Below are 25,776 nucleotides of genomic sequence, written 5' to 3'. Positions count from 1 at the left end.
AAAAAGAATCAGCAAAGGACTTCATACAGATGGTCGGCTCGCGCAAAGCGCACGCGGTTCAGGTCATTGACCGCAAACACGCGCAACAGCCAGCGGTCGGCGCCGTCGTTTTGCGGCTCGAAACCGTCCCGGGCGTGAAGCACTCGCTGGTTCTTGAAGATCATGAAATCCCCGGGCAGCAGCAGGTGCGGTTCATCGAAGCGACGGGTTTCCAGCAGCGTGCGCAGGGCATTGAGCGCCAGCTCGGCGGTGGCGTTCATGCCGTAGGTGTTTTCACTGTCGAAACGGCACAGCCACTCGTTGGCCGCGCCGCGCACCAACACCGCCAGGTTGGGCGTTGAACGGCGTTGGCTGGCGAACGAGTCCGGGCGGCGCACTTCGAACTGCGGCAGGCTCAGTTCGCGCACGGTGGCCGCCGGCAGTTGCTCGATCACGTCGTCCAGATTGACCAGCGTGGTGTTGATCCGTGGATCGCAACGCATGCCGAAGAACGACAGGTATTCCGGGCAGCAGGAAAGCTCGCCGAGCGCTTCGGAGGACAGCGGCAAGTCCGGGTTGTCGACGTGGTAGGAGAAGCGCAGGCGCGAACCGTGCGAGCTTTTCTGACTGGAAGAAGTGCGTGAAGGAATCACATGGCGAAACAGGCGCCCGTCATTCTCCCCTTCATAGACCACCGGATGGATACCCAGCAGGCTTTGCAGCGAAAGGCTGACCAGGCAGGCGATGGGGGTGCTCTTGGGGCTCAACACGCCGGAGTAAGGCGTCGGCGGAATGTCCCGGTCTCGCGGGCAGTTGCGAATCACCATCGAGGTGATGTCGGGGTCTTCGACAAATGCCCGGATCTGTCGGGTCAGGGCGGCCCCCAGTACATCCTGGGCCTGTTCCTTGAGCTGAAAGTAAATGTCTTTGGTGGCCTCGAATTCCAGAGGCGTCTGACTCAAGACGGTTTGCCATGCGCTGGAAATAACCCACGGCAAGCGGATTTCCAACGTTGCCACGGCCTCGACTGCCTGCTTGTGCTGTGCGCTTTCCATTTCAGTTGAATTCCATAGTTCGATGCGCGTTGCGCCTGACCCGGGAGGCGGCACAACCTGTTGTATTTTTGTGATTCAGCTCACACGACACCCGTGTAATGCCGGGACAAACCCGCCAATGCCTCGATAACATCTCGAAACAACATCGACGTAATCATTGTAATTACACAAATAGACTCGATTCAATTTATTTCTGCCGATCGGTGCTACAGCCCGCGCACACGGCTTTAAAGTCATTGAATTTATTGAAATTTCTCGTGAAAGAAAATTTCAGCGCGACAAAACCGACGGAAAAACTGGGTTACTCGAAAAAATTAAATCGCATCAATTAGGTGCAATATCCTCGATTACCACAGGATTACGCCCCTTCACAGGTTCATGTTAGGCTTGCGTGCTTGTGCAGACTCTGGTGCTTTACCTATGTGGGTTCCTCAATACAGCGGCCACGCGCAGCCGGTTTACCTAATGATTGCCGACGCCCTGGAGCAAGACATTCGCTCCGGGCGCCTGAGCCCTGAAGATCGGCTGCCCACCCTCAAGGAGCTGGCCGAGGCCTTGAAAGTCACGCCCGGCACCGTGGGTCGTGCCTATGACGAAGCGGCCAAGCGCGGGCTGGTGGTGGGGGAAGTCGGACGCGGGACCTTTGTCCTGCCGGCCAAGACCAGGACGGCACCTGTCGCAGCACAAACCGCCGCCGATAGCCACAGCGCGCAGATCGATCTGTCGATCATCAAGCCCAATGACGCCAACGTCGGGATGTGGCTGCGCGATTCCATTGGCGAGCTGGCACAGTCGACCGACCTGAACCGGGTTCTGGACTACGCCACCGATGGCGGGCACGCCGTGCACAAGCAGGCCGGCGCCCGCTGGGTGCAGCGCAGCCTGCCCGAGGCGCGCTGGCAGCAGATCGTGCTCACCAGCGGCGCACAGCACGGCCTGCTGGTGGCCATCAACAGCCTGTCCAACACCAACGACCTGATTCTCTGCGAAGAGCATTGCTACCCCGGGATCATCTCCCTGGCCCACAGCCTGGACAGGCGCCTGATGGGCGTGCAGATCGATGAATACGGGCTGGTGCCCGAGGCCTTCCGCGCCGCATGCCAGGAACACCGTCCGGCCCTGCTGGTGTGCGTGACCACTCACCAGAACCCGACCAACTCGATCATGCCGCCGGAGCGCCGCGAAGCCATCGCCCAGATCGCCCGCGAATACGATGTGTTCATCATCGACGATGACATCTATGGTTTTCTGGAAACCCACACGGTGCACAAGCCGATCTCGGCCTACGCCCCCGAGCGTTCGATCTACCTGACCAGCCTGTCGAAAAGCATCCTGCCGGCCCTGCGCATCGGTTACCTGTACGCCCCGCCCGAAACCCTCTCGCGCCTGTCGTCCATGGTCCGCAGCAGTGTATGGATGCCCTCGCCGATGATGGCGCAACTGGCCAGCAACCTGATCAACAGCGGCACCGGCGAGCAGTTGATCAAGGTCCAGCAGCAAGAGGCGGCGGTGCGCCAGCAAATGGCGCGGGAGATTCTCGGCAACTATCAGATCAGCAGCCAGCCCAACAGCTTTCACATCTGGCTGGTATTGCCCGAGCCCTGGAACTGCGATGAGTTTGCCAACCTGGCCCGCGCCCAGGGGGTCACCGTGGTCAGCGGCAGCCAGTTCCTGGCTCAGCGCACCACGGCCAGCCGCGGCGTGCGCATTGCCTTGATGTCGCCGAGCCGCGCCGAACTGAGCTTTGCCCTGACCAAGCTGGCCAGCCTGCTCGCCTCACCCGAGCCGCGGCTGTTCTACTGACGGGCTCAGGAGCTCAGCCTGCGGCCGCCGGGCTTCAGCCCTGGTCGCCGCCGCCCACCGGCAGCACCGTGCCGGTGATGTAGGAAGCTTCGTCGGAGGCGAGGAACAGGATCGCCGCGGCCTGCTCGTCCATGTTGCCGTAGCGTTTCATCAGGCTGCTGTCCAGGGTCTGCTCGACGATCTGCTGATACCAGGCCTGCTCCTCGGCGCTCGGCTCGGCGCTGTTGCGCGGGATGCGCCGCGGCGGGGCTTCGGTGCCACCCGGGGCGGTGGCATTGACCCGCACGCCGCGGCCGGCGGTTTCGAAGGCCAGGCAAGCGGTCAGCGCGTTGATCCCGCCCTTGGCCGCACCGTAGGGCACGCGGTTGAGGCTGCGGGTGGCGATGGACGAGACGTTGACGATGGCGCCACTGCCCTGCTCCAGCATCTGCGGCAAGGCGGCGTGGCAGCACCACAAGGTCGGGAACAGCGAGCGACGCACTTCGGCTTCGATCTGCGCGGGCTCGTAGTGTTCGAAGGGCTTGGCCCAGATGGTGCCGCCGACGTTGTTGATGAGGATGTCCAGGCGGCCGAAGTGGGCGATGCCCGCCGCCATGATCCGACTGCATTCGCTGTACTGCTCCAGGTCGGCGGTCAGGGCCAGGACCGGGTAACGGGGGCTCAGCTCAGCGGCCAGTTCGAAGACCAGCTCGGAGCGGTCCACCAGCACCACGCGGGCGCCCTCTTCGGCCAGGCGTTCGGCAACGCGACGGCCGATGCCTTGGGCGGCGCCGGTGACCAGGGCGACTTGGTTGTGGAAACGGTTCATGGAAACCTCGTGAATGCAAAAAGATAGGGAGAACACCACCCGACGTCGGCGCCGGCTTGCCGGCGAAAGGGCCTTTGAGCCTTGCCGCGCCATGCTGGACGCCTTCGCTGGCAAGCCAGCTCCTACAAGGCCGGGCTTGCCGTGTGGAACTTCGTAGGAGCCGGCTTGCCGGCGAAGGGACCCTTGAGCCTTGCAGCGCCCTGCTGGACGTCTTCGCTGGCAAGCCAGCTCCTACAAGGCCGGGCTTGCCGTGTGGAACTTCGTAGGAGCCGGCTTGCCGGCGAAAGGGCCTTTGGGCCTTGCAGCGCCCTGATGGACGCCTTCGCTGGCAAGCCAGCGCCTACACAAGAGTGCAATGCCCTTCAGGCGGCGCTGGCGGCGAACTTCTCGTAGTAGAAATTTGCCGGGGCAATGCCCTGCTCGCGGATGAACTGGCTCACCGCCTCGACCATCGGCGGCGGCCCGCACAGGTACACGTCCACATCGCCCTGGTTGAGGTGCACCGGCTCGATGTGCTGGGTTACGTAGCCTTTGCGCGGGTACTGGCTCTCGGGGTTGGCCACGCAGGCGCTGAAGCTGAACTGCGGGATGCGCGCGGCAAAGTCTTCCAGGCGCTCCAGCTCCACCAGGTCGAAATCGTTGCTCACGCCGTAGATCAAATGCAGCGGGTGCTCGCTGCCCTGCTCGGCGATTTTCTCCAGCATGGCGGTGAACGGCGCCAGCCCGGTGCCGCCCGCCAGCAACAGCAGGGGCCGGCGGATATCCCGCAGGTAGAAGCTGCCCAGGGGCCCGGCCAGGGTCATGCTGTCGCCGGCTTTGGCAAGACCGGTGAGGAAGCTGCTCATCAGGCCGCCGGGCACATTGCGGATCAGGAAGCTGACCTCGCCGTCGCGCTGCAAGGAGCTGAAGGAATAGGCCCGGGTCTGTTCGCTGCCGGGCACCCCGAGGTTGACGTATTGCCCCGGCAGGAACGCCAGCTGGCTCAGGGCCTCGCCCTTGATCGACAGGGCAATGGTGCTGGCGGACAGCTGGCGCACGGCGCTGATGCTGGCCTGGAAACTGCCCTGCCCGGCGCGGCAGACCTGGGACGAAGCCGGCACCCGCACCACGCAATCGCTCAAGGCGCGCATCTGGCAGGTGAGGACAAAACCCTGCTCGGCCTCATCGGCGCTCAGGGCGTCTTCGATGTAGTCCTCGCCCAGCTCGTAGCGCCCGGCCTCGGCCAGGCACTTGCAGGTGCCGCACGCGCCGTCGCGGCAGTCCAGGGGGATGTTGATGCCTTGGCGGTAGGCGGCGTCGGCCACGGTTTCGCCCGGGTTGGCGTTGACGAAGCGGGTCACGCCGTCTTCGAAATTGAGTGCGATTTGATGGCTCATGGCAGTCGCCTCAGAGGTGGTAGATATCGACGACCTGGCGAACGTAGTCGTTCTTCAGGATGACTTTCTTGGCCAGGATCAACGGGTTTTCGCCGCGCAGGTCGAGGGTGTAGAAGCTGCAGCCGAAGTAACTGTCCACGGTCTTGTAGCGAAAGCTCAGGGTGTGCCAGTTGAAGCGCAGCTTGCACAGGCCGTCGCCCTGCTCCAGCAGCTCGATATTGCTCAGGTTATGGGAGGTGCGGGTGTCGGGAATGCTGGCGCTGGAGCGCTCGGTCTTGATGCGGAACACCCGGTCTTCCAGGCCGCTGCGGTTGCCATACCAGATCAGCGAGATTTCCCGCTGCGGGTCTTCGGTCAGCTGGTCGCTGTCGTCCCAGGACGGCATCCAGAAGGTCGCGTCCGGGGCGTAGAGTTCCAGCCAGTTGTCCCAGTCCTTGTCGTCCAGGTAGCGGGCTTCGCGGTACAGGAAATCGCGCACGGTGTCGTAGGAAACAGTCATTGCACGGCCTCCACCGCGATCTGCCGTGAGGCTTCACGCTGCAGGGCCGCCAGCAGGGTTTGCTGCCAGTACTTGTGCTGCATCACGAACAGGCCTTCGTCCTCGGTGCGCACGCCGCTGAGGATCGGCTGCAGGTCGATTTCTTTGGCGGCCTCGTCCGCCCCGCGGACCCAATGCTCGGCACCGCGGGACATGTCGTTCCAGGCCGTGCTGCTGCCCTGGTAGCCGAGCTGGCAGGAACGGAACTCCTCCAGGTCGTCCGGGGTGGCCATGCCGCTGACGTTGAAGAAATCTTCGTACTGGCGGATGCGCCGGGCCCGAGCTTCGTCGCTCTCGCCCTTGGGCGCGATGCAGTAGATGGTGATTTCGGTGCGGTCCACCGAGATCGGCCGGGCGATGCGGATCTGCGAGCTGAACTGGTCCATCAGGTAGACGTTGGGGTACAGGCACAGGTTGCGCGAGTTCTCGATCATCCAGTCGGCCCGGGCCTGGCCGAAGTCACGAGCCAGCTCGTCGCGGCGTTCGTACAGCGGGCGGTCCTCGGGGTTGGACCAGCGGGTCCAGAGCAGCATGTGGCCCTTGTCGAAGGAGTAGAAACCGCCGCCCTGCTTGGCCCAGGTGCCGGCGCTCATGGTGCGGATGTCTTCCCCGGCTTCGCGCTGCTTGCGCTGGTTCTGGGTGGCGGCGTAGTTCCAGTGCACCGAGCTGACGTGGTAGCCGTCGGCGCCGTTCTCGGCGGTGAGCTTCCAGTTGCCTTCGTAGATGTAGCTGGAGGAGCCGCGCAGCACTTCCAGGCCGTCGGCGGACTGGTCGACGATCATGTCGATGATCTTCGCCGACTCCCCCAGGTGCTCCACCAGGGGCAATACGTCGGGGTTGAGGCTGCCGAACAGAAAGCCGCGATAGGACTCGAAGCGCGCGACGCGGGTCAGGTCGTGGGAGCCGTCGCAGTTGAAGCTGGCCGGGTAGCCGGCAGCGGCCGGGTCCTTGACCTTGAGCAGTTTGCCGGTGTTGTTGAAGGTCCAGCCGTGGAACGGGCAGGTGAAGGACGCCTTGTTGCCGGTCTTGTGCCGGCAGAGCATGGCGCCGCGATGACTGCAGGCGTTGATGAAGGCATTGAGTTCACCGTTCTTGTTGCGCGCGATGAACACCGGCTGCCGGCCCATGGTGGTGCTGTAGTAGTCGTTGGGGTTGGGGATCTGGCTGTCGTGGGCCAGGTACAGCCAGTTGCCTTCGAAGATGTGCTGCATCTCCAGGTCGAACAACCGGGGGTCGGTGAACATCTCCCGCTTGCAGCGGTAGACGCCCTGGTCGGGGTCTTCTTCAAGCAGGGAATGCAGGTATTCGGGTCGCAGGGACATGGCCGCCGCCTCCATTGTTTTTATTCAGGCAGGGCCATGCTAGGACGGGGGTTGGCGGGGCAATAGCCGATGCGTGCAGACCTGTATCCGTTTTCTGCAGATTGCCTTGTAGCTGCTGCCGCAGGCTGCGAACGGCCCGAAGGGACGCAAGGATTCCAAGGCCGCTAAAGGTTCGACTGGCGATCGCCAGACAAGGTCCTGCGGACCTTTTCGCAGCCTCGCAGGCTCGGCAGCGGCTACAGGGGCGTAGCCGCTGCCGCAGGCTGCGAACGGCACGAAGGGACGCAAGGATTCCAAGGCCGCTAAAGGCTCGACTGGCGATCGCCAGGCAAGGTCCTGCGGACCTTTTCGCAGCCTCGCAGGCTCGGCAGCGGCTACAGGGGTGTAGCCGCTGCCGCAGGCTGCGAACGGCCCGAAGGGACGCAAGGGTCTCTAGGCCGCTAAAGGCTCGACTGGCGCTCGCCAGGCACAGGTCGGAAGGGCCGGTCAGTGGCGACGCTTGAGGGTGTCGGACGGCCGTTCGCCGTATTCCTGGCGGTAGCTCTGGGCGAAGCGGCCCAGGTGGGAAAAGCCGAAGTCCAGGGCCAGTTCGGTGACGTTGCGCACCGGGCTGTGCGGGTCGCTGAGGCAGGCGTGCACCCGTTGCAGTTTCTGCTGGCGGATGTAGTGCTTCGGCGTGGTGCGGACGTTGCGTTCAAACAGCGCGTACAGCGAACGCAGGCTCATGCACGCCTGTTGCGCCAGCTCTTCGCAACCAATGTCGCGCTTGAGGTTGCGCTCGATGTAGTCGGCAATGCGTTCGAAGGTCGCCGCCGAGGCACTCAGGGTGCCGCGCTGGACATTGGTCTGCATCAGGCCCAGCAGTTTGCTCACCAGGATGTGCGCGTAGTGCTCTTGCACCTTGGGCATGGCCTCCAGGGCTTCGGACTCCTGGCACAACAGGCTCAGCAGAGGTACGAAGCCTTCCAGTTCCTGCAGTTGGTAACGCTGGCGCAGAAAGCGCACGCCCTGCCCCGGGTACTGCCAGCGCTGTTCCTGGCAGGCGGCTTCCAGCAGGTGCGTGGGAATCTTGATGATGAATTTTTCGCAGTCCTCGGAATAGGTCAGGTCCACCGGGTCGTCGGGGTTGATCAGCAGCAGTTCCCCCGGGGCGAAGCAGTGTTCCTGGTCGCGGCTGCGCCACAGGCAGTGGCCACGCAGCAGCACCTGCAGGTGGTAGATGCTTTCCAGCGCCGGCGAGGTGACGCGCACGCTGCCGCCATAGCTGAGGCTGCACAAATCCAGGCTGGCCAGGGCCCGATGGTTGAGGCTGGCCTGGGGATGGCCCGCCCGGGGCAAGCGGATGCAGTGGCTGCCCACGTGCTGATTGACGTAACCGGACACGGCATGGGGATCGGCTTGAACAAACACGCGGCTGCGTTCACTCAACAGATGCATTTGCATGATCGGGTCACTCTGATGGTGCTTATCAGGTCTGCGTTTCAGGCACGCAACGCAGTCTCGTCAGGCCAGGCATAACGGCAAAAGCCACGGGCACCTGGGTCGGTGCTCCGTGGCCGGTTCAAGCAGGGTCGGCGCTTCAGTCCTCCAGGGCACGCACCCGTTCGTGGCGCTGCTGTTCTTGCGGCTGGGCCGAGGACTGCAGGGTGAAGTCGAAGTGAATTTCCGCGAAGCGGCCGCTCACGCCCAACTCCTTGGCCCGGGCCTGGTCCTCGCTGAAGGTGATCTTGGCGATCAGCTCGTCGCGGGTGGCGTAGGCGAAGTCGTCGTGCAGGTAGGGGTCGCCGTCCAGGTTGATCTGAGTGGTCAGGTGGCGATGGTCATCGGCGGAGATGAAGAAGTGGATGTGCGCCGGGCGCTGGCCGTGACGCCCCAGTTGATCCAGCAGTTGCTGGGTCGGGCCTTCCGGCGGGCAGCCGTAGCCGGACGGCACGATGCTGCGAAAACGGTAGCGGCCCTCGGCGTCGGTGACGATGCGCCGGCGCAGGTTGAACTCCGACTGGCTGCCGTCGAAGTAGGAATAGGTGCCGCCGGTGTTGGCGTGCCAGACATCGACGACAGCCCCGGCCAGGGGCTGGCCGGCGGTGTTGGTCACCTGCCCTTGCATGAACAGCACCACGCCCGGGTCGAGGCCGTCGTCCAGGCGCGCTTCGCCCTGGCTGAGGGGCGCGCCGGCCACGTACAGCGGGCCTTCGATGGTGCGCGGGGTGCCGCCGGTCTTGCCGGCCTGTTCGTCGGCGGCGTCCATCAGCAGGTCCAGGTAGTGCTCCAGGCCCAGGCCCGCGGCCAGCAGGCCGGCTTCCTGGCGGGCACCGAGCACGTTGAGGTAGTTGACGGCTTTCCAGAACTCTTCCGGGGTGACGTTCAGGTCTTCGATGATGTTCACGGTGTCCCGCAGGATGCGGTAGACGATGGCCTTGGCCCGGGGGTTGCCGCCTTCGGTGAACTGGCCGCTGGCTTCTTCAAGAAAACGCTGGGCGCTGGCAGTCTGGGAAATTCTGACGTTCATGATTAATCCTCATCTTGTATTTATTAGAGTGGTGAACGGGCTGATGCGAACTCAGCGGTCATCCTCATGAATGGACGAAGGATGCCTGCACAGGGCGTTAACTTCGATGGCCATGTACGGGTACAACGGCAATTGCATCAGGGTGTCGTGCAGTTCCTGCACACTGTCGACGTCGAACACGCTGTAGTTGGCGTACAGCCCGGCAATGCGCCACAGGTGGCGCCACTTGCCTTCGGCCTGCAGGCGCTGGGCCAGGGCCTTTTCCTCGGCCTTCAGTTGCGCGGCGCGCTCGGGGTTCATGTCGACCGGCAGGTTCACGGTCATTTTCACGTGGAATAGCATGCAGCCCTCCTCAGGTGTGATGCAGCACGGGGGTGGTTTTGTCGCGACGGAAGAACGCCAGGCGCTCTTCGTCCAGGCTCAGGCCGAGGCCCGGCGCCCGTGAGACATGCAGGTGGAAATCCCGGTACACCGGCGCCTCGGCGAGGATGTCCTCGGTCAGCAGCAGCGGGCCGAACAGCTCGGTGTCCCAGCTCAGTTTGTTCAGGGTCAGGAAGGCGTGGGCCGAGGCCAGGGTGCCGATGCCGCCTTCGAGCATGGTGCCGCCGTACAGGCCGATGCCCGCTGCCTCGGCAATCGCCGCGGTGCGCAGGGTGGCGCGGGGTCCGCCGTTCTTGGCGATCTTCAGGGCGAACACCGAGGCCGCCCCTTCGCGGGCCAGGTTGAAGGCGTCTTCCACGCATTCGATGGATTCGTCGGCCATGATCGGCGCCGGGCTGCTGGCATTCAGGCGCACCATGCCGGCGCGGTTGTTACGCGAAATCGGTTGCTCGATCAGGTCGATGCCGTTGCTGCCGAGGATGCGGCAGGCGCGCAGGGCCACGGCTTCGTCCCAGGCCTGGTTGACGTCGACCCGCACGCTGGCGCGGTCGCCCAGGGCCTTCTTGATGGCGATCACATGGGCCAGGTCGCGGTCCACTTCACCGGCACCGATCTTCAGCTTGAAGATGCGGTGGCGACGCAGGTCGAGCATCTTCTCGGCTTCGGCGATGTCCTTGGCGGTGTCGCCGCTGGCCAGGGTCCAGGCCACGGGCAGCGCATCGCGCACCCGGCCGCCCAACAGTTCGCTGACCGGCAGCCCGAGGCGCTTGCCCTGGGCATCGAGCAAGGCGCTTTCGATCCCGGACTTGGCGAAGGTGTTGCCGCGGATGCTCTGCTCCAGGCGCAGCATGGCAGCGTTGATGTTGCTGGCGTCCTGGCCGAGCAGCAACGGGGTGAAGAAGCGGTCGATGTTGGTCTTGATGCTGTCCGGGCTTTCGTTGCCATAGGCCAGGCCGCCGATGGTGGTGGATTCCCCCAGGCCTTCGATGCCGTCGGCGCAGCGCAGGCGGATCAGCACCAGGGTCTGGTTCTGCATGGTGTGCATGGCCAGCTTGTGGGGGCGAATGGTCGGCAGATCGACGATGATCGTTTCGATCGATTCAATGGCAGAAGCGTGCATGTCCATACCCGTGAGGTTCTTGAAGTTCTGCGCTCGATTCTGTCCCGGCTTTTTCCGGGGTTCCAATATAGAATTGGTCTGGCTTGATACCTTTAAGGTATGCACATCGCCACTGGAGAGCTGTCATGGAACTGCGTCACCTGCGCTACTTCCAGGTGCTGGGGGAAACCCTCAATTTCACCCGCGCCGCCGAGCGCCTGCACATTGCCCAACCGCCCTTGAGCCGGCAGATCCAGCAACTGGAAGACGAGTTGGGGGTGTTGTTGCTGGAGCGTGGCCGGCCGCTGCGCCTGACCGCCGCCGGGCGGTTTTTCTATGAGCATTCCAACCGGGTGCTGGAGCAGTTGGGCAAGGTCTGCGACAACACCCGGCGCATCGGCCTGGGGCACAAGACCTGGCTGGGCATCGGCTTTGCCCCTTCGACCTTGTACGGCGTGCTGCCGCAACTGATCCGCCGCCTGCGCAGCAACGAAACCCTGGAGCTGGAACTGGGCCTGTCGGAAATGACCACCCTGCAACAGGTGGAAGCCTTGAAGGCCGGGCGCATCGATATCGGCTTCGGGCGGATCCACATCGACGACCCGGCCATCGTGCAGAGGGTGCTGACCGAGGACCGACTGGTGGTCGCCCTGCCCGCCGGCCATCCGCTGCTGGGGCAGGCACTGACGCTTGAGCAACTGGCCAACGAGCCCTTCGTGCTGTACCCGGCCAACCCGCGGCCGAGCTACGCCGACCATGTGATCGCACTGTTCAATGCCCGTGGCCTGAACCTGAAGATCGCCCAGTGGACCAACGAATTGCAGACCGCCATCGGCCTGGTGGGCGCCGGCATTGGCGTCACCCTGGTGCCGGCCTCGGTACAGGTGCTGCACCGCGACGACATCGGTTTTTGCCCGCTGCTGGAAACCGCTGCCACCTCGCCGATCATCCTCAGCCGCCGGGTCGGCGAGCCGTCGCCGGGGCTCACCCATTGCCTGCACCTGATTGCCCAGTTGCGCAGCGAGATCGGTCGCGAACAGCCCGTGGTCAGCTGACTCGGTGCGGGTGCAGTAGGCCCCCGCCAAAACCACTGCTACTCCCCGCCCTGCGGGGATTACACTGCGCCCGACATGATGGAAAAAACTCTGGAATCGACCATGGAAGTCTCAAGAACCCGACTGATCCTGCGCCGCGCCGCCGCCTTCATGCTCGACCAGGTGCTGGCGCTGGCGGTGTATGTGCTCCTGTCGCTGAGCCTGCACGGGGTGCTGGCGTTGCAGCCGGTCAGACGCTTGCTCGACCTCGCGCAACAGACGGGGCTGGAGCCCTACCTGCACTCAATGCTGTTCATGCTGGTCTGGCCCTTGTACTTCGTGGCCTGGGAGTATTTCTTCAAGGGCCGCACGCCCGGCAAGTGCGCCCTGGGCCTGGTGGTGATCAACGCCGCCGGGACGCCGCCGACGCTGATCCAGGTACTGATCAGAAGCGCCACCCGCTATCTGGAGGCCGCGTTCGCCTTTGTCCCGCTGATGGCCTGCGTGGAATCAAGCCGCTGCCAGCGAATAGGCGATATGCTCGCCCGCACCTACGTGATCCCGCACAAAGATCTGCAGCAGATACGCAGTGAAATGCCAGCACACCCCCTGTCCCGGGCTTGATGCCTGAAGACTGCCCGTTCCCCTCAAGGAGCCCCGATGCCCGCCGATGCCCTGCACCACGAAATAGCCTTGGAAAGATTTCTCGCCGCCCGCCCCGAACTGCGCGAAGCCCTGGACAAGCTCAATCCGCTGGAGGCCCAGGTCAAGGGCGAGACGCCCGAGCAGTACCGCAACGAACGCCTGCATGAAGCCTTTGAAGCCGAAGCCGAGCGCCTGGGGCTGTTCGCCTGGGAGTTGAGCCTGCAACTGACCGCCGCCAGCCCGGAGGAATTCCACGCCCAGCGCCTTGAAGTGCACAAGGAGGTGGCGGAAATGGCCGGCATGCCGTGGGATGAGTATTGCGCCCTGCATCATCTCGCCCCATAGCCTTGACCCGCACGCGTCCCCCGCAGTCCCTGTTCAGGAGAACCGACGATGTTGCCTTCGACTTCCACACAAGCGGCCAGCGCCGCCCTGCAGCACACGCAGAAATGGCGCGGGCGGGTCGGCCTCGGGCTGGTGGCCTGCCTGTCCGTGCTGGCCGGGATGACGGACGCCATCGGCTTCATGGCCACTGGCGATTTCGTGTCTTTCATGAGCGGCAACACCACGCGCATGGCGGTGGCCATCAGCGATGGCGAACCGGCCCTGGTGCTGCGCCTGATGCTGCTGGTGGCGACCTTTGTCGTCGGCAACGCCCTGGGCGTGGTGGTCAGCCGCCTGGCCGGACACCGCGCCCTGCCCTTGCTGCTGAGCATTGGCGCGTTGCTCTGCGCCTCCGCGGCCTGGCCCTTCGAGCAGCAACTGCCGGCCCTGCTGGCGGCCATCATCGCCATGGGCATGCTCAATGCGGCGGTGGAGGAAGTAAACGGCCTGCCCATCGGCCTGACCTACGTCACCGGTGCCCTGTCGCGCTTTGGCCGCGGGCTGGGGCGCTGGGTGCTCGGCGAACGGCGCAACGGCTGGCGGGTACAGCTGGTGCCGTGGAGCGGGATGTTCGCCGGAGCGGTGCTGGGGGCCTTGCTGGAACAGCACCTGGGGCTCCAGGCGCTGTATGTCAGCGGGTTGCTTGCCGCCCTGCTGGGCATCGCGTCACTGAAGATTCCGCGCCGCTGGCAACTGGGCTACAAGACCCGCTGAACTGCGCCGCCGTCAGTCGAACAGACCGCCGCTGTCGGTATCGATGACGATCGACGACAGGCTGATGTGCCGTGGTCGAGTCAGGGCGAAGACCACCGCTTCCACCACGTCGCGGTTGGTGCCCTGCTCGCCCTTCTGTCGTGCCGGAACCTGCTGCCAGGCCGGGTCCAGCGGCGAGATGTCTTCCAGATACGGCGGATGCACGCAAAGCGAGCGCACCGGCGTGCCCTTGAGCACCTGGCGCAGACCGTCGGCCAGGGCCAGTTGCCCGTGCTTGGCCGCGTAGAACGGCAGCGACACGCTGTGCAGCGGTGCATTGGGCAGGCCACTGATGGAGCCGATGGTGACGATGTCCGGGCGCTGCGAGGCCTTGAGCGCCGGCATCAGGCCCTGGGTCAGGAGGAAGGTGCCCGTCAAGGCCGCATCGATCACTCCGGTGACCTCGGCCGCGCTGTGGGGCTGCTCGCTGGCCTCCAGCCACATGGCGCCGTTGTTGATCAGGATGTCCACCCGGGGCTGACGCACATGAATCTCCGCCAGCGCCGCCTTGACGCTCTCGCTGCTGGCCAGATCCACCACCACGCAATCGGCGGCCTGGCCGGTGCGCGTCTCGATCGCCGCGCTCACTTGCGCCAGGGCCTCGGCGTTGCGCCCACAGAGAATCAATTTGCAGCCCAGGTCCGCCAGGCTGATGGCCAGCGCCGCGCCCAGACCACGACCGGCACCGGTGACCACCACCACCGCCGAATTCAACTCCATCATCCCTTGCTCCTTGTCCCAGATTGATTGAAGGCGCGAGTCTATCCCTCGCCCCTGGGTTTGGGGCCAGGCAAAGCTTTACCCGATATGTCCCGGGCTTGCCACGCCTGAGCCTTCGGGGCGAAAGGGGTTTAGCCGATCCACGGAGAAAGCTTTATCATGGCCGCAGTTTTATCCATCGAGTCCGTCATGAAGTTCGCCATCGCCCTGTTCTCTGCCGCTCATGCGCCTTCCTCGCGCCGCGCCCTGCTGTTCGCCCAGGCGGCGCTGGCGGGCGGGCATGAGATTGTCCGGCTGTTTTTCTATCAGGACGGCGTGCACAACGCTGCCAACAGTGTCGTCACACCCCAGGACGAACAGGACCTGCCCCGGGAATGGCGCGAATTTGTCGAGCAGCATCAGCTCGATGGCGTGGTGTGCATCGCCGCCGCCCTGCGCCGGGGTGTGTTGAACGCCGACGAAGCCCAGCGCTATCAGCGCACGGCGGTGAACGTCGAGGCGCCCTGGGAGCTGTCGGGGCTTGGGCAATTGCATGACGCAGTACAGGCCGCCGACCGCCTGATCTGTTTTGGAGGGGCGTGAAATGGCCAAATCCCTGTTGTTGATCAGCCGTCAGGCCCCCTGGTCCGGTCCCGGTGCCCGGGAGGCCCTGGACATCGTCCTGGCCGGCGGCGCCTTCGACCTGCCGATCGGCCTGCTGTTTCTCGACGATGGCGTGCTGCAACTGGCGCCGGGGCAACAGGCGTCGCTGCTGCGCCAGAAAGACCTGAGCGCCAACCTGCAGGCGCTGTCGCTGTTCGGCGTCGACGAACTGTTTGCCTGCAGCGCCAGCCTCGCTGCTCGTGGTCTGGACCCGGCAACCTTGAGCCTTGACGCGGTGCAGTTGCTGGACGCCCCGGAACTGGCCGGGATCATCGACCGTTTTGACCAGGTGATTACCCTCTGATGTCGACCTTGCATGTGTTGTCCCACTCACCCTTCACCGACACCCGCCTGAGCAACTGCCTGCGCCTGCTGGGCAGCGCCGATGGCCTGCTGCTGTGCGGCGATGCCGCCTATGCGCTGCAGCCGGGCACCACTCTTTACGGCGAACTGGGCGCCCGCAGCGGCCTGAATCTGTATGTGCTGGAAGAAGACTTGCAAGCCCGGGGCCTGGCCCTGCCGGCCTGGGCCAAGGCGGTGGATTACCCAGGCTTCGTCGACCTGTCGATTGAGCATGACAAGGTCAATACCTGGCTATGAGTACCCTGACTGTGGGCGCTCGCGCCATCGAACTGGACAAGGACGGTTACCTGGTCAATCTCGACGACTGGTCCGCCGACGTAGCCCAAGCCCTGGCCGCCAACGAAGAGCTGGAGCTGAGCGCGGAGCATTGGGAAATCCTCGAACTGCTGCAGGGCTTCTATAAAGAGTTCCAGCTGTCCCCAGCCACCCGCCCGCTGATCAAGTACACCGCCCTCAAGCTGGGCCCGGACAAGGGCAACAGCCTGCACCTGAACCGACTGTTCAAGGGCACTCCCGCCAAACTTGCCGCCAAGCTGGCGGGCCTGCCGAAGCCGACCAATTGCCTATGAACGATTTCGCCCCCCTGCTCACCCAGACCCCGCCAGAGCATCCCTTCGCCCAGTTCGTGCGCATCCTTGGCAAGGGCAAGCGTGGTGCGCGCAACCTGACCCGCGAGGAAGCCCGGGAGGCCATGGGCATGCTGCTGGACGACAAGGTGGAGGACACTCAACTGGGCGCCTTTCTCATGCTGCTGCGGCACAAGGAAGAAAGCCCGGAAGAGCTGGCGGGCTTTACCGAAGCCTTGCGCCAGCGCCTCAACGCCCCGGCGATGGCCCTGGACCTCGACTGGCCGACCTACGCCGGCAAGAAGCGCCACCTGCCCTGGTACCTGCTGGCGGCCAAGTGCCTGGCGCAGAACGGCGTGCGCATCCTGCTCCACGGCGGCGGCGCCCATACCGCCGGGCGCCTGTACACCGAGCAGTTGCTCGAGCCCCTGGGGATTCCCCTGTGCCGTGACTGGCCATCGGTCAGCCAGGCACTGGACCAGGGCAACCTGGCCTTCATGCCGCTAGGCGACTGGGCGCCGCAGCTGCAGCGCATGATCGATTTGCGCAACATCTTAGGCCTGCGTTCGCCAATCCACTCCCTGGCGCGCCTGCTAAACCCCCTGGGCGCCCGTTGCGGCCTGCAGAGCATCTTCCACCCCGGTTACCAGGCAGTGCACCGCGATGCCAGCGGCCTGCTAGGGGACAACGTCATCGTGATCAAGGGCGATGGCGGCGAGATCGAGATCAACCCGGACACCACCAGCCATCTGTACGGCAGCACCGGTGGGGTTAGCTGGGACGAAGAGTGGCCGGCATTGTCGGCACAACGCCATGTGAAGCCGGCCAGCCTGGATCCCGAGCACCTCAAGGCGCTGTGGCGCGGTGATGTTGAGGACAGCTACCCACAACTGGCGCTGCTAGCCACCATGGCTCTGGCCCTGCGCGGCCTGGGCACGCCGCGGGAGCAGGCCTTCGCGCTGGCCCAGCAGTATTGGGATGCCCGGGACAGATCGATTTAATCGATCAAAACCGCCCACGCTTTGCGCTTTTTGTTCGAACCCAGGGGCATAGACTGCACTCCAACGCACAATAGCTGAGGAGCATTCCATGGGACTGCTGATCGATGGGCGCTGGCATGACCAGTGGTACGAAAGCGGCAAGGACGGCGCCTTCCAACGGGAACAGGCGCAACGCCGGCACTGGGTCACCGCCGATGGCCGCCCGGGCCCCAGCGGCGAAGGCGGCTTTGCCGCCGAGGCCGGGCGCTACCACCTGTATGTCTCCCTGGCCTGCCCCTGGGCCCACCGCACCCTGATCCTGCGCAAGCTCAAAGGGTTGGAACAGTTGATCGACGTCTCGGTGGTCAGCTGGCTGATGCGCGAGCACGGCTGGACCTTCGACAGCGCCTACGGCTCCAGCGGCGACGCACTGGATCACTTCGACTACATGCACCAGCGCTACACCGCCGACAGCGCCGACTACACCGGCCGCGTCACCGTGCCGGTGCTTTGGGACAAGCAGCAACAGCGCATCGTCAGCAACGAGTCGGCGGAGATCATCCGCATGTTCAACAGCGCCTTCGACGGCCTGACCGGCAACGCCCTGGACTTCTACCCGCAGCCGTTGCGCGCACGCATCGATGAACTCAACGCACGCATCTACCCCGCGCTGAACAATGGCGTGTACCGCGCCGGGTTCGCCACGTCACAACAGGCCTATGAGACGGCGTTCGATGATGTCTTTGCCGAGCTGGATGCTTTGGAAGCGTTACTGGGAAAACAACGCTACTTGGCTGGCGAGTACCTGACCGAAGCCGATGTGCGGCTGTTCACCACGCTGATCCGTTTCGATGCGGTGTACCACGGCCACTTCAAGTGCAACCTGCGGCGGATGGCCGATTACCCCAACCTGTCGAACTGGCTGCGGGAGCTGTATCAGTGGCCGGGAATTGCCGAAACGGTGGATTTCACCCATATCAAGGGGCACTACTACGCCAGCCATCGCACCATCAATCCGACCGGGATCGTGCCAAAGGGGCCGCAACAGGACTTCGGCCACGCACATGATCGGCAACGGTTGAGCGGACAAGGGGTTTGGTGCAGGGGGTGAGGAGGCTTTCGCCGGCAAGCCGGCTCCTACAACAGTGGGATCTGTAGGAGCCGGCTTGCCGGCGAAGCTTTTCAGACCTCGGACTGAGCGCCTTCGAACCAGGCCAGCTTCTCGCGCAGCTGGACCACTTCGCCAACGATCACCAGGGTCGGCGCGTGCACTTCGTGCTCCGCCACCATCGCCGGCAGGTTGGCCAGGGTACCGGTGAACACTCGCTGGTTGCTGGTGGTGCCCTGCTGAACCAGCGCTGCCGGGGTGTCGGCGCCGCGCCCGTGCTTGATCAGTTGCTCGCAGATGGTCGGCAGACCTACCAGGCCCATGTAGAACACCAGGGTCTGGGCCGGTGCCACCAGGTCGCTCCAGGGCAGGTTGCTGGTGCCGTCCTTGAGATGCCCGGTGACGAAACGCACCGACTGCGCGTAGTCGCGGTGAGTCAGGGGAATCCCGGCGTAGGCCGAGCAACCGCTGGCTGCGGTAATCCCCGGCACCACCTGGAACGGAATGCCGTGGGCCGCCAGCTCTTCGATCTCTTCGCCGCCCCGGCCAAAGATGAACGGATCGCCCCCCTTGAGCCGCACCACACGCTTGCCTTGCCGGGCCAGGGTCACCAGTTGCTGGTTGATCTGCTCCTGAGGCACGGCGTGATTGGCGCGACGCTTGCCGACGTAGATGCGTTCGGCGTCGCGGCGGCACAGGTCGAGAATCGCCGGCGCCACCAGACGGTCGTAGAGCACCACGTCGGCCTGCTGCATCAGGCGCAGGGCGCGGAAGGTCAGCAGGTCCGGATCACCCGGGCCCGCGCCGACCAGATACACCTCGCCCGGCGCATGGGGCGCCTTGCCGGCAATCTTGGCCTGCAACAGACGCTCGGCTTCAGCGCCCTGCCCCGCCAGCTGGCGATCAGCGATGGGGCCCTGGAATACATCCTCCCAGAACGCCCGGCGCTGCTGCACATCCGGAAACAGGCCTTTGACCTGGGCCCGGAAACGCGCCGCCAACCCGGCCAGCTGGCCGTAGGTGGAAGGAATCCAGGTTTCCAGCTTGGCCCGGATCAACCGCGCCAGCACCGGCGCATCGCCGCCGCTGGACACCGCGATGACCAGCGGCGAACGGTCGACGATGGCGGGAAAGATCACGCTGCACAGGGCCGGCGCGTCCACCACGTTGACCGGGACGCAACGCCGACGGGCATCGGCGGAGACCTGGGCATTGAGGGATTCGTCGTCGGTGGCGGCGATGATCAGGGTGCAGCCGTCGAGGTCGGCCTCGACATAACCGCGCAGCAGGGACTCACCGCCGCTGGCGACGATCAGTTCCTGCAATTGCGCTTCTATTTCAGGCGCGACCACTCGCAGCTGCGCACCGGCATCGGCCAGCAGACGGGATTTGCGCAAGGCAATCTCCCCTCCACCGACCACCAACACACGACTGCCGCGAAGGTTGTGAAACAGCGGCAGATATTCCATTTAGCCGATGACCTCAAGACCACCCATGTATGGCTTCAGTACGTCCGGCACGCGGATCGAACCGTCGGCCTGCTGGTAGTTCTCCAGCACCGCCACCAGGGTCCGGCCCACGGCCAGGCCGGAGCCGTTGAGGGTGTGCACCAGCTCAGGCTTGCCGGTTTCCGGGTTACGGAAGCGCGCCTGCATGCGCCGGGCCTGGAAGTCGCCGCAGTTGGAGCACGAGGAGATCTCGCGGTATTTGTCCTGGCTCGGCACCCAGACTTCCAGGTCGTAGGTCTTGAGCGCGCTGAAGCCCATGTCGCCGGTGCACAGGGCCAGTACGCGGTACGGCAGTTGCAGCAGTTGCAGGACCTTTTCGGCGTTGGCGGTCAGGCCTTCCAGGGCTTCCATGGAAGTCGACGGCTCAACCACCTGGACCATCTCGACCTTGTCGAACTGGTGCTGGCGGATCATGCCGCGGGTGTCGCGACCCGAAGCACCGGCTTCACTGCGGAAGCACGGCGTGTGGGCGACGAACTTCAGCGGCAGTTGCTTGGCGTCGAGGATCTCGCCGGCGACGATGTTGGTCAGGGACACTTCGGCGGTCGGGATCAGGTACAGATCGGCTTCGCCTTCGCGAGTGATCTTGAACAGGTCTTCCTCGAACTTCGGCAGTTGGCTGGTACCCACCAGGGCCGGGGCCTGTACCAGATACGGGGTGTAGGCCTCTTCGTAGCCGTGCTCGCCGGTGTGCAGGTTGATCATGAACTGCGCCAGGGCGCGGTGCAGACGAGCGATCGGGCCGCGCAACAGGGCGAAGCGCGCGCCGGACAGCTTGGCGGCGGTTTCAAAGTCCAGCCAGCCGTGGGTTTCGCCCAGGGCCACGTGATCCTTGATCGGGAAGTCGAAGGTGGTCGGAGTGCCCCAGCGGCGCACTTCAACGTTGCCGTCCTCGTCTTCACCGACCGGCACCGATTCGTGAGGCAGGTTGGGAATGCCGAACAGGATCGAGTCCAGTTCGCTCTGGATGTTTTCCAGCTCGGCCTTGCCGGTGCTCAGCTCGTTCCCCATGCGCTCGACGTCAGCCATCAGCGGGGCGATGTCTTCACCGCGTTGCTTGGCCTGGCCGATGGACTTGGAGCGCGCGTTACGTTCAGCCTGCAGTTGCTCGGTGCGGGTCTGCACGGTCTTGCGCTGTTCTTCCAGCGCTTCGATGCGTGCCACATCCAGGGCAAAGCCGCGGGATGCCAGACGATCCGCTACGTCCTGGAGGTTGCTACGTAACAGTTTGGAATCGAGCATGTCGTTCTCTCGTTTATCAAAGTTTGGTCAAGGACAGGCCGGCCCAGGTAGCAAGCAGCCCGCCGAATACGCTCAGTGCCGCGTAGCCCAGGGCCAGCGCCACTTGTCCGCTTTCCAGCAGACGCACGGTATCCAGTGAAAAGGATGAAAAAGTCGTCAGGCCACCGAGGAAGCCCACTATCAATCCGGCACGCACTTCGATCGGCACTTCCGGACGGACCAGGAACAGTCCGTACAACACGCCGATCAGCAGGCAGCCCACGATATTAACGGCCAGCGTCGCGGTATAGAAGTGCCGCGGCCAATTGGCGTTGATCCAGTTGCCCGTGGTGAAACGCAACAGGGTACCGGCCACGCCACCGGCGGAGACTGCGAGGATCAGGGGGATCACGGTTTTCTCCGCTGCAAGGGGCTGGCCCGGTCCAGGGCGGCCAGGTGCTTGAGCTTCTCGCCGATCTTCAGTTCCAGGCCGCGGGGCACCGGCTGGTAGAGCGGCAATGGCTCCAGCTCTTCGGGGAAATAGTCTTCGCCAGCGGCGTAGGCATCCGGCTCGTCATGGGCGTAGCGGTATTCGTCGCCGTAACCCAACTGCTTCATCAGCTTGGTCGGGGCGTTGCGCAGGTGAATCGGCACCTCCAGCGAACCGTGTTCGGCAGCGGCGCGCATGGCGGCCTTGAAGCCCATGTACACGGCGTTGCTCTTCGGCGCGCAGGCCAGGTAGGTGATGGCCTGGGCCACCGCCAGCTCGCCTTCGGGGCTGCCCAGGCGCTCCTGCACATCCCAGGCCGCCAGGCACAGGCTCAGCGCCCGCGGGTCGGCGTTGCCGATGTCCTCGCTGGCCATGCGTACCACGCGCCGGGCCAGGTACAGCGGGTCGCAGCCGCCGTCGAGCATGCGCGCAAACCAGTACAGGGCGCCGTCAGGGTTGGAGCCGCGCACCGATTTGTGCAACGCGGAAATCTGGTCGTAGAAGGCTTCGCCACCCTTGTCGAAACGCCGGCGGGTATCCCCCAGCAGGCTTTGCAACAGATCAACGCCGATCTCGCCGCCGTCTTCCGCTAGGTCCGAGGCGTTTTCCAGCAGGTTGAGCATGCGCCGGCCATCGCCATCGGCCGCCGACAGCAGCATCTGGAAGCCTTCATCGCTGAGCCTCAACTGGCGCTTGCCCAGCCCCCGCTCTTCAGTCAGGGCGCGCTGTACCAGGGTGCCCAAGGCCGCTTCATCCAGGCTCTTGAGCACATAGACCCGGGCCCGGGACAGCAGCGCATTGTTGAGTTCGAAGGACGGGTTTTCCGTGGTGGCACCGATAAAGATCAGCGTGCCGTCTTCCACGTAGGGCAGGAAGGCATCCTGTTGCGACTTGTTGAAACGATGCACTTCATCGACAAACAGAATGGTCCGCCGTCCGTATTGCCCAGCCTGCTGCTTGGCGATTTCCACCGCCTGGCGGATCTCCTTGACCCCGGCCAGCACCGCCGAGACGGTTTCGAAGTGAGCGTCCGAGACTTCCGCCAGCAGCCGCGCCAGGGTGGTCTTACCCACTCCCGGAGGGCCCCAGAAGATCATCGAATGCAGGGCGCCCTGCTCCAGGGCCTCGCGCAGCGGCTTGCCCCGGGCCAGCAGGTGCTGCTGACCGACGTACTCGTCCAGGTTGGTGGCACGCAAGCGTGCGGCCAGTGGCTGGGCGATCGGGGCACTACGAAACAGGTCCATGGACTACCTTCGAAACCTTGCGGCTGCGGCTGCTTACTCTTGGATCACATCGGCACCCTTGGGGATGTCGAACTTGAACTTGGACGCCGGGATCGCTTCGTTGGCCTTGACCCCGGTGAACAGGATATTGGTGCGCTGGCCGACGCTGTCGATCAACTGCATGTCGTTGATCATGCCGTTGCGGAATGACAGGCGCAGGCTGTCGAACAGGGTGTCGCGGGTCTTCGGCTTGAGGGTGAAGTCCATCACGCCACCGGCTTCCTTGGAGGTGATGTCGAAGCTTTCGCTGATCTTCGACACGTCACCGGACAACAGCAGGGCCGGAGTCTGGGTCAAGCGCTGGTCGAGTTTCTTGATGGTCACCTGCTCCAGGTCCGGGTCCCACAGCGAGACTTTCTGACCATCGGAAACCATCAGTTGCTCTTGCGGCGCATCGGTGTGCCAGTAGAACAGGCCAGGACGCTGCAGCGACATCTCGCCAGCGGTTTCCTGCAATTGGGTGCCGCTGCCGTCCAGGGTCAGCTGTGAGAAACGCGCAGTCAGGGTCTGGGACTTTTCCAGCAACTGGGTCAGGCGCGCCACGTCTTTGGGGTCGGCGTGGGCCGACAAGGTGGTCACAGCCAGTACCGGCAGCAGCAACATGCGAATCAGGCGCATGGAATTCCTCATAAATTGAATGGGTAGGCGAGCGGCGTGACCTCACGCCGCTGAAAACGAAACGGGATCAGTCGCGCATCGGGCCCGGCGCCAGCACTTCGCGGGAGCCGTTGGTGTTCATCGCCGTTACCACCCCGGCCATTTCCATGGCCTCGATCATCCGGGCGGCACGGTTGTAGCCAATCTTCAGCTTGCGCTGTACCGCCGAGATCGAAGCCCGGCGGCTTTCCAGGACGAACTGCACGGCTTCGTCGTACAGCGCGTCGGCTTCCGGATCATCACCGTCGCCACCGCCGCTGCTGCCTTCGAAGCCACTGCCCGCCTCTTCGACACCGTTGAGGATGTCGTCGTTGTATTCCGGCGCGCCGCGCAGTTTCCAGGCTTCCACCACGCGGTGCACTTCATCGTCGGAGACGAAGGCGCCGTGGACGCGGATCGGCAGGCTGGTGCCAGGCGGCATGTAGAGCATGTCACCGTGACCCAGCAGCTGTTCGGCGCCGCCCTGGTCGATGATGGTCCGCGAGTCGATCTTGCTCGACACCTGGAACGCCATGCGGGTCGGGATGTTGGCCTTGATCAGGCCGGTGATCACGTCCACCGACGGCCGCTGGGTCGCGAGGATCAGATGGATACCGGCGGCGCGGGCCTTCTGGGCGATACGGGCGATCAGCTCTTCGACCTTCTTGCCGACGATCATCATCATGTCGGCGAATTCGTCCACCACCACGACGATGGTCGGCAACTTGGTCAGCAGCGGCGCTTCGTCGTGGATGCTTTCGCGGTTGTACAGCGGATCGGCCAGTGGTGTGCCGGCGTCGATGGCTTCCTTGACCTTGGCGTTGAAGCCCGAAAGATTGCGCACCCCCATCTTGGCCATCAGCTTGTAGCGCCGCTCCATCTCCGCCACGCTCCAGCGCAGGGCGTTGGCTGCGTCCTTCATGTCGGTGACCACCGGGCACAGCAGGTGCGGAATGCCTTCGTAGATCGACAGTTCGAGCATCTTCGGGTCGATCATGATCAGCTTGGCGTCTTCCGGGCCGGACTTGAACAGGATCGACAGGATCATCGCGTTGACCCCCACCGACTTACCGGAACCAGTGGTACCGGCCACCAGCAGGTGAGGCATTTTCGCCAGGTCGGTGATGATCGGCTTGCCGCCGATGTCATGGCCCAGGGCCAGGGTGACCGGGGATTTGAAGTTGTCGTATTCCGGGGTCGAGAGCACTTCGGAGAAACGCACGATCTGCCGGTCTTCGTTGGGAATCTCGATGCCGACGGTGGTCTTGCCGGGAATCACTTCCACCACCCGCACGCTGGTCACGGCCAGGGAACGGGCCAGATCCTTGGCCAGGTTGGCGATACGGCTGACTTTCACCCCCGCTGCCGGCTGGATTTCGTAACGGGTAATCACCGGGCCCGGATGGATCGAGTCCACCGCGACCTCGACGCCGAATTCCTTGAGCTTGATTTCCAGCAGGTGACCGACGGCGGCCAGGGATTCGGGCGAATAATTGAGCTGCTTTTTTTCCGCCGGATCAAGAATCGAGATCGGCGGCAAGGTGCCTTCCACCGCGCTGTCGACGAACAGCGGCGCCTGCTTCTCTTTCTGCACGCGCTTGCTGGGCTCGGGCGGTTTGACCGCTACCGGCGTGATCACCGGCGGCACCTGTTTCTCGCGCTCGGACATGTGCTTGCTCAAAGCCTGCTCGCGCTCGATCAGACGCTCCTTGACCTTGGCCTGCTCGCGCTTGTCGGCGATGTTCGGGGTCACGACCTCATCGACCCGAGCATCCACCTCGCGCAGCTGCGCCACCAGTTGCTTGCGCTCCACGCGGGCATCCCACCAGCGATTGGCCGCGCCCTGGAACAGTTCGAACAGGTCGAGAGTGATCTTGCCGGTGACGTCCATCACCTTGAACCAGGACAGGTCGGTAAATACCGTCAGGCCGAACAGGAACAGGGCAATGAACATCAGGGTACTGCCCTGCACGTTCAGGGCATTCTTGGCCAGGTCACCCAGGCTTTCGCCCAGGGCACCACCGGCACCGGCAGGCAGGCCGGTGGGGGCATGAAAATGGATATGGGCCAGCGCAGCGCCGGACAGCACCAGGAACACCAGGCCGATCAGTCGCCAGGAAAACAGCCAGCCGCTCCACTGCCAGGGCTCATGACGCTGACGGAAGATCTGATAGGTCTTGATCGCCAACAGCAGCGGGAAGATATAAGCGAAATAACCCAACACCATAAACAGGATATCGGCGCTGTAAGAACCGGCGGGCCCACCGAAGTTCTGCACATCTTCGATCTTGCTGTTATGACTCCAACCCGGATCATCTTTACCGTAGGTCAGAAGTGCCATCATCAAGAACAGGCACAGGGCTCCAATGGCGATCAATGCACCTTCCTTGAGCCGGTAGTGCAATTGCTGACGCCAGAGCGGAACAACAGGTTTAGGTGCTGCGGTGGATTTCTTCAAAACGCGTCTTTTCCTGCGCCATAAGCGCGTCCAACGGGTGATTGACTAACAAGATACTGCTCAATCCGAGCAGGTAAATAAAGTTGACCGGCCTAACTGGGGCTACTTTTAACAC

Annotated in this window: 27 protein-coding genes; 11 read left to right on the top strand and 16 right to left on the bottom strand. The window is 64.0% G+C overall.

What is annotated here, in order from left to right:
- Window positions 1–8: 8 nt before the first annotated feature.
- Window positions 9–941, bottom strand: coding sequence for a TauD/TfdA family dioxygenase (locus L1O02_RS11310; RefSeq protein WP_231978974.1), 933 nt, complete (start codon window positions 939–941; stop codon window positions 9–11).
- A 513-nt stretch (window positions 942–1,454) separates the two neighbouring features.
- Here L1O02_RS11310 and L1O02_RS11305 point away from each other — a divergent pair.
- Window positions 1,455–2,837 carry a PLP-dependent aminotransferase family protein gene (locus L1O02_RS11305; RefSeq protein WP_060844091.1) on the top strand — a complete coding sequence of 461 codons (1,383 nt, stop codon included), beginning with the start codon at window positions 1,455–1,457 and terminating at the stop codon, window positions 2,835–2,837.
- Between the two features lie 34 nt (window positions 2,838–2,871).
- Here L1O02_RS11305 and L1O02_RS11300 read toward each other — a convergent pair whose 3' ends face one another.
- The 8 genes from L1O02_RS11300 to L1O02_RS11265 all read right to left on the bottom strand — a co-directional run bounded on the left by L1O02_RS11300 (window position 2,872) and on the right by L1O02_RS11265 (window position 10,891).
- Complete coding sequence (locus tag L1O02_RS11300) at window positions 2,872–3,645, bottom strand: 1,6-dihydroxycyclohexa-2,4-diene-1-carboxylate dehydrogenase (RefSeq protein ID WP_060844092.1); 774 nt, start codon at window positions 3,643–3,645, stop codon at window positions 2,872–2,874.
- Between the two features lie 362 nt (window positions 3,646–4,007).
- On the bottom strand, window positions 4,008–5,021 hold the full coding sequence (gene benC / locus L1O02_RS11295) for a benzoate 1,2-dioxygenase electron transfer component BenC (protein WP_060844093.1): 1,014 nt from the start codon (window positions 5,019–5,021) through the stop codon (window positions 4,008–4,010).
- A gap of 10 nt (window positions 5,022–5,031) precedes the next feature.
- Window positions 5,032–5,520, bottom strand: coding sequence for a benzoate 1,2-dioxygenase small subunit (gene benB / locus L1O02_RS11290; RefSeq protein WP_060840103.1), 489 nt, complete (start codon window positions 5,518–5,520; stop codon window positions 5,032–5,034).
- Window positions 5,517–6,881 carry a benzoate 1,2-dioxygenase large subunit gene (gene benA / locus L1O02_RS11285; RefSeq protein ID WP_235759858.1) on the bottom strand — a complete coding sequence of 455 codons (1,365 nt, stop codon included), beginning with the start codon at window positions 6,879–6,881 and terminating at the stop codon, window positions 5,517–5,519. Before benA ends, benB begins: the two co-directional genes overlap by 4 nt.
- 486 nt (window positions 6,882–7,367) lie before the next feature.
- Complete coding sequence (locus tag L1O02_RS11280; RefSeq protein ID WP_108545741.1) at window positions 7,368–8,324, bottom strand: AraC family transcriptional regulator; 957 nt, start codon at window positions 8,322–8,324, stop codon at window positions 7,368–7,370.
- Between the two features lie 136 nt (window positions 8,325–8,460).
- A complete protein-coding gene (catA, locus tag L1O02_RS11275; protein ID WP_060840106.1) occupies window positions 8,461–9,390 on the bottom strand; it encodes a catechol 1,2-dioxygenase in 930 nt (309 codons plus the stop codon).
- A 51-nt stretch (window positions 9,391–9,441) separates the two neighbouring features.
- Window positions 9,442–9,732, bottom strand: coding sequence for a muconolactone Delta-isomerase (gene catC / locus L1O02_RS11270; RefSeq protein ID WP_016966965.1), 291 nt, complete (start codon window positions 9,730–9,732; stop codon window positions 9,442–9,444).
- Window positions 9,733–9,742: 10 nt separating this feature from the next.
- Window positions 9,743–10,891, bottom strand: coding sequence for a muconate cycloisomerase family protein (locus L1O02_RS11265; RefSeq protein WP_162492851.1), 1,149 nt, complete (start codon window positions 10,889–10,891; stop codon window positions 9,743–9,745).
- Between the two features lie 125 nt (window positions 10,892–11,016).
- On the opposite strand from L1O02_RS11265, the gene L1O02_RS11260 reads away from it, so the two are divergent.
- From L1O02_RS11260 to L1O02_RS11245, 4 genes are all read left to right on the top strand, one after another.
- Window positions 11,017–11,925 carry a LysR family transcriptional regulator gene (locus tag L1O02_RS11260; RefSeq protein ID WP_235759857.1) on the top strand — a complete coding sequence of 303 codons (909 nt, stop codon included), beginning with the start codon at window positions 11,017–11,019 and terminating at the stop codon, window positions 11,923–11,925.
- 102 nt (window positions 11,926–12,027) lie between these two features.
- A complete protein-coding gene (locus L1O02_RS11255; RefSeq protein ID WP_060844096.1) occupies window positions 12,028–12,528 on the top strand; it encodes an RDD family protein in 501 nt (166 codons plus the stop codon).
- A gap of 36 nt (window positions 12,529–12,564) precedes the next feature.
- Window positions 12,565–12,894: a DUF6388 family protein gene (locus L1O02_RS11250; protein WP_060844097.1), complete on the top strand. Its 330-nt coding sequence runs from the start codon at window positions 12,565–12,567 to the stop codon at window positions 12,892–12,894.
- 48 nt (window positions 12,895–12,942) lie between these two features.
- On the top strand, window positions 12,943–13,647 hold the full coding sequence (locus L1O02_RS11245) for a YoaK family protein (RefSeq protein ID WP_060840111.1): 705 nt from the start codon (window positions 12,943–12,945) through the stop codon (window positions 13,645–13,647).
- Window positions 13,648–13,659: 12 nt separating this feature from the next.
- Here the strand turns inward: L1O02_RS11245 and L1O02_RS11240 are convergent, their stop codons facing one another.
- Window positions 13,660–14,409, bottom strand: coding sequence for an SDR family oxidoreductase (locus L1O02_RS11240; RefSeq protein ID WP_060844098.1), 750 nt, complete (start codon window positions 14,407–14,409; stop codon window positions 13,660–13,662).
- A 186-nt stretch (window positions 14,410–14,595) separates the two neighbouring features.
- Here L1O02_RS11240 and tusD point away from each other — a divergent pair, with 186 nt between their 5' ends.
- The 6 genes from tusD to L1O02_RS11210 all read left to right on the top strand — a co-directional run bounded on the left by tusD (window position 14,596) and on the right by L1O02_RS11210 (window position 18,068).
- On the top strand, window positions 14,596–14,988 hold the full coding sequence (gene tusD, locus L1O02_RS11235) for a sulfurtransferase complex subunit TusD (protein WP_060840113.1): 393 nt from the start codon (window positions 14,596–14,598) through the stop codon (window positions 14,986–14,988).
- Window position 14,989: 1 nt separating this feature from the next.
- Window positions 14,990–15,352, top strand: coding sequence for a sulfurtransferase complex subunit TusC (tusC, locus tag L1O02_RS11230; RefSeq protein WP_060840114.1), 363 nt, complete (start codon window positions 14,990–14,992; stop codon window positions 15,350–15,352).
- Window positions 15,352–15,648 (top strand): sulfurtransferase complex subunit TusB, encoded by a 297-nt coding sequence (gene tusB / locus L1O02_RS11225; protein WP_235759856.1) that lies wholly within the window; start codon window positions 15,352–15,354, stop codon window positions 15,646–15,648. The genes tusC and tusB overlap by 1 nt, the downstream gene beginning before the upstream one ends.
- Window positions 15,645–15,980: a TusE/DsrC/DsvC family sulfur relay protein gene (locus tag L1O02_RS11220; RefSeq protein ID WP_016966956.1), complete on the top strand. Its 336-nt coding sequence runs from the start codon at window positions 15,645–15,647 to the stop codon at window positions 15,978–15,980. The genes tusB and L1O02_RS11220 overlap by 4 nt, the downstream gene beginning before the upstream one ends.
- Entirely contained in the window at window positions 15,977–16,978 is a 1,002-nt protein-coding gene (locus tag L1O02_RS11215) for a glycosyl transferase family protein (RefSeq protein ID WP_235759855.1), read from the top strand. Before L1O02_RS11220 ends, L1O02_RS11215 begins: the two co-directional genes overlap by 4 nt.
- A gap of 88 nt (window positions 16,979–17,066) precedes the next feature.
- Complete coding sequence (locus L1O02_RS11210; RefSeq protein ID WP_235759854.1) at window positions 17,067–18,068, top strand: glutathione S-transferase family protein; 1,002 nt, start codon at window positions 17,067–17,069, stop codon at window positions 18,066–18,068.
- Window positions 18,069–18,139: 71 nt separating this feature from the next.
- Here L1O02_RS11210 and cysG read toward each other — a convergent pair whose 3' ends face one another.
- From cysG to L1O02_RS11180, 6 genes are all read right to left on the bottom strand, one after another.
- Window positions 18,140–19,534, bottom strand: coding sequence for a siroheme synthase CysG (cysG, locus tag L1O02_RS11205; protein ID WP_235759853.1), 1,395 nt, complete (start codon window positions 19,532–19,534; stop codon window positions 18,140–18,142).
- Complete coding sequence (gene serS / locus L1O02_RS11200) at window positions 19,535–20,815, bottom strand: serine--tRNA ligase (protein ID WP_060840119.1); 1,281 nt, start codon at window positions 20,813–20,815, stop codon at window positions 19,535–19,537. It lies immediately after the preceding gene.
- 16 nt (window positions 20,816–20,831) lie between these two features.
- Entirely contained in the window at window positions 20,832–21,206 is a 375-nt protein-coding gene (crcB, locus tag L1O02_RS11195; RefSeq protein ID WP_041119048.1) for a fluoride efflux transporter CrcB, read from the bottom strand.
- Entirely contained in the window at window positions 21,203–22,528 is a 1,326-nt protein-coding gene (locus L1O02_RS11190; RefSeq protein WP_102864735.1) for a replication-associated recombination protein A, read from the bottom strand. The genes crcB and L1O02_RS11190 overlap by 4 nt, the downstream gene beginning before the upstream one ends.
- A gap of 33 nt (window positions 22,529–22,561) precedes the next feature.
- Complete coding sequence (gene lolA, locus L1O02_RS11185) at window positions 22,562–23,185, bottom strand: outer membrane lipoprotein chaperone LolA (RefSeq protein WP_011062167.1); 624 nt, start codon at window positions 23,183–23,185, stop codon at window positions 22,562–22,564.
- 67 nt (window positions 23,186–23,252) lie between these two features.
- A complete protein-coding gene (locus L1O02_RS11180) occupies window positions 23,253–25,661 on the bottom strand; it encodes a DNA translocase FtsK (RefSeq protein WP_060840121.1) in 2,409 nt (802 codons plus the stop codon).
- Window positions 25,662–25,776: the final 115 nt, after the last annotated feature.

Origin of the sequence: Pseudomonas sp. BC42 (assembly GCF_021560055.1) — a bacterium.
In the GTDB taxonomy this organism is placed as follows: domain Bacteria; phylum Pseudomonadota; class Gammaproteobacteria; order Pseudomonadales; family Pseudomonadaceae; genus Aquipseudomonas.
Note: the sequence above shows the minus strand (reverse complement) of the source record. Positions and strands in the feature narration are given on the sequence as shown.

Bases quoted from the DNA above. Each gene is read 5' to 3' on its own strand.
- L1O02_RS11305 (WP_060844091.1), top strand. From the start codon at position 1,455: ATGTGGGTTCCTCAATACAGCGGCCACGCGCAGCCGGTTTACCTAATG.
- L1O02_RS11300 (WP_060844092.1), bottom strand. From the start codon at position 3,645: ATGAACCGTTTCCACAACCAAGTCGCCCTGGTCACCGGCGCCGCCCAA.
- benC (WP_060844093.1), bottom strand. From the start codon at position 5,021: ATGAGCCATCAAATCGCACTCAATTTCGAAGACGGCGTGACCCGCTTC.
- benB (WP_060840103.1), bottom strand. From the start codon at position 5,520: ATGACTGTTTCCTACGACACCGTGCGCGATTTCCTGTACCGCGAAGCC.
- benA (WP_235759858.1), bottom strand. From the start codon at position 6,881: ATGTCCCTGCGACCCGAATACCTGCATTCCCTGCTTGAAGAAGACCCC.
- L1O02_RS11280 (WP_108545741.1), bottom strand. From the start codon at position 8,324: ATGCAAATGCATCTGTTGAGTGAACGCAGCCGCGTGTTTGTTCAAGCC.
- catA (WP_060840106.1), bottom strand. From the start codon at position 9,390: ATGAACGTCAGAATTTCCCAGACTGCCAGCGCCCAGCGTTTTCTTGAA.
- catC (WP_016966965.1), bottom strand. From the start codon at position 9,732: ATGCTATTCCACGTGAAAATGACCGTGAACCTGCCGGTCGACATGAAC.
- L1O02_RS11265 (WP_162492851.1), bottom strand. From the start codon at position 10,891: ATGCACGCTTCTGCCATTGAATCGATCGAAACGATCATCGTCGATCTG.
- L1O02_RS11260 (WP_235759857.1), top strand. From the start codon at position 11,017: ATGGAACTGCGTCACCTGCGCTACTTCCAGGTGCTGGGGGAAACCCTC.
- L1O02_RS11255 (WP_060844096.1), top strand. From the start codon at position 12,028: ATGGAAGTCTCAAGAACCCGACTGATCCTGCGCCGCGCCGCCGCCTTC.
- L1O02_RS11250 (WP_060844097.1), top strand. From the start codon at position 12,565: ATGCCCGCCGATGCCCTGCACCACGAAATAGCCTTGGAAAGATTTCTC.
- L1O02_RS11245 (WP_060840111.1), top strand. From the start codon at position 12,943: ATGTTGCCTTCGACTTCCACACAAGCGGCCAGCGCCGCCCTGCAGCAC.
- L1O02_RS11240 (WP_060844098.1), bottom strand. From the start codon at position 14,409: ATGATGGAGTTGAATTCGGCGGTGGTGGTGGTCACCGGTGCCGGTCGT.
- tusD (WP_060840113.1), top strand. From the start codon at position 14,596: ATGAAGTTCGCCATCGCCCTGTTCTCTGCCGCTCATGCGCCTTCCTCG.
- tusC (WP_060840114.1), top strand. From the start codon at position 14,990: ATGGCCAAATCCCTGTTGTTGATCAGCCGTCAGGCCCCCTGGTCCGGT.
- tusB (WP_235759856.1), top strand. From the start codon at position 15,352: ATGTCGACCTTGCATGTGTTGTCCCACTCACCCTTCACCGACACCCGC.
- L1O02_RS11220 (WP_016966956.1), top strand. From the start codon at position 15,645: ATGAGTACCCTGACTGTGGGCGCTCGCGCCATCGAACTGGACAAGGAC.
- L1O02_RS11215 (WP_235759855.1), top strand. From the start codon at position 15,977: ATGAACGATTTCGCCCCCCTGCTCACCCAGACCCCGCCAGAGCATCCC.
- L1O02_RS11210 (WP_235759854.1), top strand. From the start codon at position 17,067: ATGGGACTGCTGATCGATGGGCGCTGGCATGACCAGTGGTACGAAAGC.
- cysG (WP_235759853.1), bottom strand. From the start codon at position 19,534: ATGGAATATCTGCCGCTGTTTCACAACCTTCGCGGCAGTCGTGTGTTG.
- serS (WP_060840119.1), bottom strand. From the start codon at position 20,815: ATGCTCGATTCCAAACTGTTACGTAGCAACCTCCAGGACGTAGCGGAT.
- L1O02_RS11190 (WP_102864735.1), bottom strand. From the start codon at position 22,528: ATGGACCTGTTTCGTAGTGCCCCGATCGCCCAGCCACTGGCCGCACGC.
- lolA (WP_011062167.1), bottom strand. From the start codon at position 23,185: ATGCGCCTGATTCGCATGTTGCTGCTGCCGGTACTGGCTGTGACCACC.